The 8,374-nt window shown below is 36.2% G+C and carries 7 protein-coding genes; 2 read left to right on the top strand and 5 right to left on the bottom strand.

Features of this window, described 5'->3' with window-relative positions:
* Together BZK14_RS10930 and BZK14_RS10925 are read right to left on the bottom strand one after the other, a co-directional pair.
* Nucleotides 1–1,418, bottom strand: a 1,418-nt coding sequence (locus tag BZK14_RS10930) for an AbgT family transporter (RefSeq protein WP_077926521.1), incomplete at its 3' end; no start/stop codon positions are given.
* Nucleotides 1,419–1,683: 265 nt separating this feature from the next.
* Nucleotides 1,684–2,535, bottom strand: coding sequence for a DMT family transporter (locus BZK14_RS10925; protein ID WP_077926520.1), 852 nt, complete (start codon nucleotides 2,533–2,535; stop codon nucleotides 1,684–1,686).
* A 120-nt stretch (nucleotides 2,536–2,655) separates the two neighbouring features.
* Between BZK14_RS10925 and BZK14_RS10920 the strand changes: the two genes are divergently transcribed.
* Nucleotides 2,656–3,396 (top strand): alpha/beta hydrolase, encoded by a 741-nt coding sequence (locus tag BZK14_RS10920; RefSeq protein WP_077926519.1) that lies wholly within the window; start codon nucleotides 2,656–2,658, stop codon nucleotides 3,394–3,396.
* Nucleotides 3,397–3,410: 14 nt separating this feature from the next.
* On the opposite strand, the gene BZK14_RS10915 is transcribed toward BZK14_RS10920, so the two are convergent.
* Complete coding sequence (locus BZK14_RS10915; protein ID WP_077926518.1) at nucleotides 3,411–4,361, bottom strand: DMT family transporter; 951 nt, start codon at nucleotides 4,359–4,361, stop codon at nucleotides 3,411–3,413.
* Between the two features lie 149 nt (nucleotides 4,362–4,510).
* Between BZK14_RS10915 and BZK14_RS10910 the strand changes: the two genes are divergently transcribed.
* The gene (locus tag BZK14_RS10910; protein ID WP_077926517.1) at nucleotides 4,511–5,962 is read left to right on the top strand and encodes a caspase family protein; all 1,452 of its coding nucleotides are present in this window, start codon (nucleotides 4,511–4,513) and stop codon (nucleotides 5,960–5,962) included.
* A gap of 63 nt (nucleotides 5,963–6,025) precedes the next feature.
* On the opposite strand, the gene BZK14_RS10905 is transcribed toward BZK14_RS10910, so the two are convergent.
* Together BZK14_RS10905 and BZK14_RS10900 are read right to left on the bottom strand one after the other, a co-directional pair.
* Nucleotides 6,026–7,243, bottom strand: a complete 1,218-nt coding sequence (locus BZK14_RS10905; RefSeq protein ID WP_077926516.1) for an aminotransferase class V-fold PLP-dependent enzyme — start codon at nucleotides 7,241–7,243, stop codon at nucleotides 6,026–6,028.
* 14 nt (nucleotides 7,244–7,257) lie between these two features.
* Nucleotides 7,258–8,349: a SufB/SufD family protein gene (locus BZK14_RS10900; protein WP_077926515.1), complete on the bottom strand. Its 1,092-nt coding sequence runs from the start codon at nucleotides 8,347–8,349 to the stop codon at nucleotides 7,258–7,260.
* Nucleotides 8,350–8,374 lie beyond the last annotated feature (25 nt).

Raw genomic sequence — 8,374 nt, 5'->3', positions numbered from 1 at the left:
AATAAGTTTGAGATGAGCGTGCCTAGCCCCATATTTTTATCGTATTTTTTTGCAAAAGATAATAAAAGAGGGAGATAAGCAAGCATCGGGGTAATTGGATTGGTAATAGAGTCTCCCACACGATAAATTGCTTGTGTAAATGCAGGGTGATAACCCAAAAATAAGAACATAGGAATAAAAATAGGTGCTAACAATGCCCATTTTGCTGAAGCACTACCAATAAAAATATTGACAGTTGCTGTTAAACAAATAAATCCAATAATTAATACTATACCGCTTTGCCCTTCGAGTAGTGAAGCTCCCTTGATTGCGATGATTAAACCTAGATTACTCCATGCAAAAAGAGCAATCATCTGTGCTGAAAAGAACACAATCACAATAAAGCCACTCATTCCTGCCATAGATTCATTCATCATATGGACTATATCTTTGGAGGATTTGGCTGTTTTAGTCACAACGGCATAAACTAAACCTGGTACAAAGAACATAAATGCCATGACAATAGCAACACCTTGTACCAATGGTCCATCTACCAAGCCTTTAGTTGTTGGATTTCTTAAAAAGCTAGTTTCGGGAATTGCCGCTAGTATAATTAAAACAATAAGAGCAAGCACAGTATAGTTAGCATATCTAAGTCCACGTTTTTCAACGGTTGTTAACTCAGTGAAGTGATCTTGTTCTTGACCATCTGATGTGTATGTGCCTAAACGTGGAATAATTACTTTATATGTAACAAATAAGATCACAGCTAATAAAATAAACATTGAAGCAGTCATAAAATACCAATTCATCGCAATATTTACAGGAACATCTGCACCAATAGTTTTTAAACCTGCCTCTGTGAATGAGAGCGCTAAAGCATCAGAAACACCAATGATAACATTTGCTGCAAATGCTCCTAATGCTGCTGCATAAGCCATCACTAAACCCGCGATAGGATGATAACCTAAACGTAAAAAAATCATTGCCGCAATTGGTGGCATGATGATTTGAGATGCATCTCCTGCAATTGTTCCTAGCATAGCTACTAAAATAAGTATTGGTACTATGATTTTAAAAGGAGCTTTTTCAACGGCAGCAACCATTAGTGCTTTAAAATATCCGCTATGCTCGGCAACACCAATGCCAAACATTACAACCAAGACCATGCCCAAAGCAGGAAAATTAGTGAAGTTTGTAGTTGCTTTAGTTAAGATTTGTGTGAAGCCATCTAGTGATAATAGGTTTACAACTTGAATGGTTTCTTTTGTTACAGGATTATAGGCAGAAACACCAATTGCACTGAGTGCTCCTGATGCTAATATAATGATGATACATAATCCAACGAACATCATGACGGGATCAGGAAGTTTATTACCTAAATACTCGATTTTATCTAAAAATCGCGTAAATAAGTTAGGTTTAATAGTTGTTGCCATAATATATATCCGCCTTACTCATATTTAAAATATTTATAACCCGCAACGCGGGTATTTAAAGATTATTAACAGAAAATAGGAATGAGGTAAATCATTATGACTACATAAATATTTTATAATATTAATATTTTTATGAATAGAGTGTATTTATAAGAATTATACTAATAATTAAGAGTTGAATGAGTGTTGATAGTTGGATTTAAGCATATGATAAATATTGACTTGTATTTTTCTGTATGATTCGGCAGAAATTCTATAAAATCTTCTACTTCTTTTTAAGTACAACTAATAACCCAGCAAGAATAATAATTGCAGCTCCAATCCATCCCCAAACACCTAGTTTTTCATGCCAAAAGAAATGGGATAAAACAGCACCAAATACAGCATTGAGATAGTAAAAAGGTGCTAATAGTGATGCATCAGTAAATTGATTGGCTTTGGTAATCCATACTTGTCCTAATGATCCAAAGATACCCATCAATAAAACCATTAGCCAAACTTGATAATTTGTCGGTAGTGTAAATTCTGTGAATAAACTCATGCCAATGGCAAAAACAACCCCCGTTAATGAGAAATAGAAAACAATTTCTGATCCACTTGCAACACTACTAATACGTTTAATCGCAACCATTGCCATAGCAACGAATACTCCTGCGATAATGGGAAGAAATGAGTATATTGAGAATTGTGGTTTATCTACACCCGCTAATATCCAAGAGCCAATGATAGCTAGTAAAAAGCTTGGGATTAATAGCCATGAGAGTTTCTCTTTTAACCAAATGGCAGCTAAAATTGGTACAAATAGTGGTGTTAATGATCTCAATACTGATGCATCTGATAAAGGCAGTAATGCTAAAGATAGGAAGATGAAAATCATGCCAATTTGTCCGGATAATGAACGAACTGCATGTAATGGTAATCGTTTCAATGAGTTTTTGAATTCGCCTGTACTTAAAAAGACGGGGGCAATCCATATTAATGTAATCAGATTGCGGAAAAAGATAATGGTTGCGGTGGATAAATCAGAACTCAGCCATTTAATTACGCTGTCCATGCCAGCAAAAGCCAACTGAGATAAGACAACGAAAAAAATACCAAGCAATGCAGAGGGAGCCATGAAATATCCTAGTGAAATATGATCATTGAAATTAACTAGTTTAGTATAGCGGTTTATTAGCAGATTGGTTTGTCTATGTGTAAGATGGAAGGTTCTTAATAATTGATTGAGGAACTAATTATGCCAAATGTTTTGAAAAATGCAGAACCATTTTTTTATCAAGGGAATGATATTGGAATTTTAGTGATTCATGGTTTCACAGGCACAACGCAAAGTATGTCTTTAGTGGGCGAAGCATTGGCGAAAGCAGGTTATACAGTTTTAGCACCACGTTTAACAGGGCATGGTACAACGCCAGAAGATATGGCAAAAGCGAGCTATAAAGATTGGATCAATGATGTGGAATCTGCCTTGGTTGAATTGAAAAAGCATGCGAAGAAGATCTTTGTTTTGGGTTTATCAATGGGTGGCGCTTTGACATGTTATTTGGGTGAAAATCATCCTGAATTGTTGGGCATTATGCCGATCAATGCGGCGATTGATATGCCTGCTTTGAAAGAGATTTATGATGCACAATATGGCAAGGAAGAGTTCATTGCAGGGATTGGTTCAGATATTAAAAAGCCCGATGTGATCGAATTGGCTTACGAAAGAACGCCGATTAAATCGATGGGCGATATTGTGGCATTAATGGCTATGGTTCGTGTGGATTTACCGAAGATCACAATGCCAACGTTGATTTTCTCATCGAATATTGATCATGTTGTGCCACCAAGCAATTCACAAGAGATTTTAGATCGCATCAGTAGCACTAATAAGAAATTGGTGGCTTTGCCTGACAGTTATCATGTGGCAACGCTAGATAATGATTTGCCATTGATTGTGGAAGAAGCCATCGCATTCATTGAAGCGAATCAATAATATTTTTAACATCATTATTTTGCGCGTTTTTGTGTGAGTGATCGGATCAATGTTTCACCGATCACCATAAACATAGCGCCAAATACCACTGTGAATACACCAATATAACCTAAGAAATTTAAGCTTGGGTGCTCGAATACCGTTGGCCACATTGCCGCAAATACTAATGAGAAAGCCAATGTGAATAATGGTGTAAATGTGATCATTGCGCTCACTTTTGATACTTCCCAAAGGCGCATTGCTTCAGCTAAAGCACCATAACCTAACACTGTATTTAAACCGCAATAAGCGAGGATCATTAACTTTGCTGTGGATAAGGTTAATACTGCTGAAAAGTTCACAAATGGCAATAAAAAGATCATGCCAATGCCATTGAGGATCAATAGGATTTGTAGTGAACTGAAATCGCGTAAGGCAACTTTTTGTGCCAAAGCGAAAAATACCCAAGATAATGCACCCAATAATGCTAAAACTACGCCCAAAGAATAATCATTGAATGATGAAATCATTTCGATCAAGTTTGTATTGAAGAATAGCAATAAGCCAATCATTAAAATGATTACACCAAGTAATTGCGTGCGGGATAATCGCTCTTTAAATACGATCACGCCTGCAAACAATAAGCCAACGCTGGAGAGCTGAATCACGATCTGTACAACAGTTGGCGTTGTATAAACGAGGGATTTACTCAGTAATATAAAGTTACCAATGATGCCGAGCGTTAATATGGATAATAAAATTAGAAATTTTGGGTTTTTCTGAATTTTACGAAAGGGTAGATCTTTTTTGACCGCTAAAATTGGTAATAGAATCAGAAATGCGATCAAAAAACGATACCAAACCAAGGTTGGCGCATCGAGTACTTGCATCATTTCTTTGAGGGCGATTGGCACATTTCCCCAGATAAATGCGGTAAAAACGGACAGAATAAAGCCAAGTTTGGCATTTTTGAGTGGGGTTGTCATAGCGAGCGCTCAACGAATAGATTGAATGAATTCATTATACGAGCGAATGCTTGAGTGGTCAGTAATAAAATTTCTACTGAGCTGAGTAGAAATGTTCTGGCAGATAATTAATGGCATAATGGATAACAATATATTTATACAGGTGAAAAATGAGAAAATTAGCATTATTGTTTGGTGTGAGTGAATATGAGAATCCTAAGAATAGATTAGAGGCATGTAAGTATGATTTACAGATGATGAATAGTTTGTTGCAATCATCTGGTGAATTTTCAGATATTTTGGTATCACTTGATGACACAGCTTCATCAGCACGTGACAAAATTATAGAATTTATAGAAAAGTATAAAGATGAAGAAGTTGAACAAGTTGTATTTTATTTTAGTGGTCATGGTTATAGACAAGGGAATGAATTCTATTTCTGCTTTAAGACTACAGATACCTCTATATTGAAAAGCACTACAATTTCTAGTCAAGATATGGACGAATATTTAAAAATTTTAGAGCCAAGTGTTGCTGTAAAAATTATTGATGCTTGTTATTCCGGTGAACATTACATAAAAGACATTGATGATAGCTTTTATAAAACGATAGAAGAGAAACAGAGAAAATCATTTAATGAAATTTATTTTATGTTTTCATCTCGGAATACAGAAGTATCACATGCTACAAAAAGGTACAGTTTATTTACTCAATTATTTTTTGAGGCGATAAGAAATCATGCAGATACTAATGCTATTACGTATAAAGCAATAATTGATTATGTTTCTGATTATGCTCAAAATAGCCTATCTCATACACCGATATTTGTGACTCAAGGGGCTCACATGGCATATTTATTTAGTGATTTGGAGGTTCCTAAGCAAATTTTATTAGATGATTCTAGATTATCTGTAGAAAGTAAATTGGATGAGAATTTACCATGTACAGAATTAATTAGTCGTGTACTTAATGATGCTTCAGAATATTGTAATGAGATTCTAGGCGTTGAAAAGCTTAATTTTCTCGTTAGCTTATTAGAAAAATTAGAATTTTCAGATGATTTATCTCAATTATTTGACATAACCATGAATCCTTATAATAGAATTCCTTTTAATTCATCTGCTATCGGTAGATGGCTAAATACACCTGATGTAAAGAAAAGAAGTTTTTTGGCACGTGTAGAATATGAAGAATATACGGCTACTGAACAGCAATATGTTGAAAAACCATATCACCCTTTTTATCAACTTAGTTATGCTGCTGGTGATATGTATGAACTACAAGATGTTAAAGTTAAAAAATCAAGAGTTTCAGGTATAAAATCATTATTAGAAATTGAGAACATTTTCTTTAAGTTTACATTTACACCTAAAATAGAATTTCCAAATTTACAACATTATGCTGTAAGTATGGCATTATTATCTTCTAAGAAAGAAGTCATAATTTTTTATTGTATTGAAGAGTTAGTAATCAATGGATGGAATAATGCAGATAATCCTAAATGCTTAGAATGGTTGCAGTATGCTATGCCATTAAAAGATATTAACCTTAATTCACTAACTGATTTATCAGAAATTATTAATAAAGATATTATTAAAAAAATTGAGCAGTTACTTAGTTAAATATAGAATTCAAAACCCCAATCAATGCTTGGGGTTTTTAGTTTTTGGGATTGTTGCAGATGTTTAGCTAAACATCTCAATGATTTTCTTTAAGCCATCGATCAATTGATCAACTTCGGCTTTAGTGTTGTACATGCCAAATGAAACACGCGCAGTTGCAGGAACACCAAAGCGTTTCATGATTGGTTGTGCGCAGTGATGGCCAACACGAATCGCAACGCCGAAATGATCGAGCATTGTGCCGATATCATGTGGATGAACGCCTTTAACCACAAATGAAATTACGCCAACTTTGTTTTTAGCTGTACCGATCAAACGCACTTCAGGCAATTTTGATAATTCAGCTGTTGCGTAGTCCAATAATTCTTTTTCGTGTTCAACGATGTAATCAAAGCCAACTTCTTGCACAAAGCGAATGGCTGTTTCAAAAGCAATCACGCCTGCAATATTTGGTGTGCCTGCTTCAAATTTATTGGGTAATGGTGCAAATGTTGTTTTATCAAATGTTACTTCATCGATCATATCGCCACCAGTTTGGTACGGCGGCATAGCATTTAATAACTCTTTTTTGCCATACAACACGCCAACGCCAGTGGGGCCATATAATTTATGAGCTGAGAAAACGTAGAAATCGATATCCAAGTCTTTCACATTCAATGGCTCATGAACAACACCTTGCGCGCCATCCACTAAAATTTTTGCACCCACTTCGTGAGCTTTTTGAGTGATTGCTGCAATGTCATTGACTGTACCAAGTGCATTGGAAATCTGTGTTACTGCGACGATTTTAACTGTGGAATCCAAGTTAGCATGGAGGAAATCCATATCCAAGCTACCATCATCCAATACTGGTACAACGATGAGTTGTGAACCTTTTGCTTGGCAAATCATCTGCCAAGGTACGATGTTCGCGTGATGTTCCATTTCTGTGATCATCACACGATCACCACGATCCAATAACAAGTTGCCCAAGCTGTGAGCAACGAGGTTAATGCTTTCTGTTGTGCCTTTTGTGAAAATAATTTCACGCGGGTCATGACTGCCAATTAGCTCGCACACAACTTTACGAACATTCTCGTAACGCTCTGTGGATTCTTGACTGAAAAAGTACACGCCACGATGAATGTTGGCGTAGTACTTTTCATACACTTCTTTCTCTGCATTGATCACACACAACGGCTTTTGTGCCGAGGCACCCGTATCTAAAAACGCTAATGGTTTACCATGAACAGTTTCATTTAAAATAGGGAAGGCTTGGCGAATTGTGTCGATCTTTGACATGAGAAATCCTTTAATTAAGCAGGGCGAACGCGTGTTAAGTCATTTTCTAATTGATGAAGCATCCAATCTTTTACGATCTCATTGTCGATCATTCCTAAGAATTCAGCGGTATAAGATAATAAAAGCATTGCTTGTGCTTCAGGTAACTCAATACCACGCGAACGTAGGTAAAAGAGTGATTCAGGTTCCAAGAAACCTACAGTTGCACCATGTGTACAACGAACATCATCGGCATAGATTTCTAAGCGAGGAATCGTCATTGCACGTGCTTTGTCACTCAATAAGATTGAGCGAGTGAGCTGGTTGGCATCTGTTTTCTGTGCATCTTGGTGAACGTTAATCATACCGTCAAACAGAGCATTAGCTTTATCTGTTAATAGGTTTTTGATGTTCTGTTCACTTGTACAATGTGGCACTTCGTGGTGAAGCGTCATCACATTTTCGAGTGATTGTTGATCTTTACCTAAGTTCAATGCGATGAAGTTAGTGTGTGCTTCTTCACCTTTTAAATGAACCACTAAATCAGAACGAACAACGTTACCACCTGTTTGGTAATGTAAAATTGTGCTGTGGCTGTCAGCCGCTTGATCACATTCAAAGTCATAGAAGCTTGAAGCTTGATCAGGGTTTAAGCTGATTTTCAACCAGTTCATGGATGCAGCTTTGCCAACTTTTGTGGAAACTTTTGGTAATGAAACATATTCACCTTCACCAGCTTCTACAAATAGCACTGATAATTTAGATTCATCGCCCACTTCTACAGCAACATTCAAAGATGCAGTATGTGCAGCATCACTTGAATTTGTGTAGTTGTAGATTACAAATGGTGTTAAAACTTCAGTGTTTGGAATCACTTTGATCTGAACTTTGCCTTTTTCAAGCGTTACTAAAACGCCTTCTGGCACTAAGCTTTCATCAAACCACTGTGGATTAACTTCACCATTCACAACTGTTAATACAAAGCACTTTTCAGGCATTGTGTGTTGTGTTGGCATAAACTGTGGATTAGAAATTACTTCGCCTTTCCACTCAGTCGATAAAACTCGTTTTAAAGGCGTTTCTCTCCAACGTTCTAATCGGACTTTATCCGTTAATGTCTGTAGCATGTTGAATTCCTTATTCTTTACGAGA

Origin of the sequence: Wohlfahrtiimonas larvae (assembly GCF_002006755.1) — a bacterium.
Lineage (GTDB): Bacteria > Pseudomonadota > Gammaproteobacteria > Cardiobacteriales > Wohlfahrtiimonadaceae > Wohlfahrtiimonas > Wohlfahrtiimonas larvae.
Note: the sequence above shows the minus strand (reverse complement) of the source record. Positions and strands in the feature narration are given on the sequence as shown.

Bases quoted from the DNA above. Each gene is read 5' to 3' on its own strand.
- BZK14_RS10925 (WP_077926520.1), bottom strand. From the start codon at position 2,535: ATGGCTCCCTCTGCATTGCTTGGTATTTTTTTCGTTGTCTTATCTCAG.
- BZK14_RS10920 (WP_077926519.1), top strand. From the start codon at position 2,656: ATGCCAAATGTTTTGAAAAATGCAGAACCATTTTTTTATCAAGGGAAT.
- BZK14_RS10915 (WP_077926518.1), bottom strand. From the start codon at position 4,361: ATGACAACCCCACTCAAAAATGCCAAACTTGGCTTTATTCTGTCCGTT.
- BZK14_RS10910 (WP_077926517.1), top strand. From the start codon at position 4,511: ATGAGAAAATTAGCATTATTGTTTGGTGTGAGTGAATATGAGAATCCT.
- BZK14_RS10905 (WP_077926516.1), bottom strand. From the start codon at position 7,243: ATGTCAAAGATCGACACAATTCGCCAAGCCTTCCCTATTTTAAATGAA.
- BZK14_RS10900 (WP_077926515.1), bottom strand. From the start codon at position 8,349: ATGCTACAGACATTAACGGATAAAGTCCGATTAGAACGTTGGAGAGAA.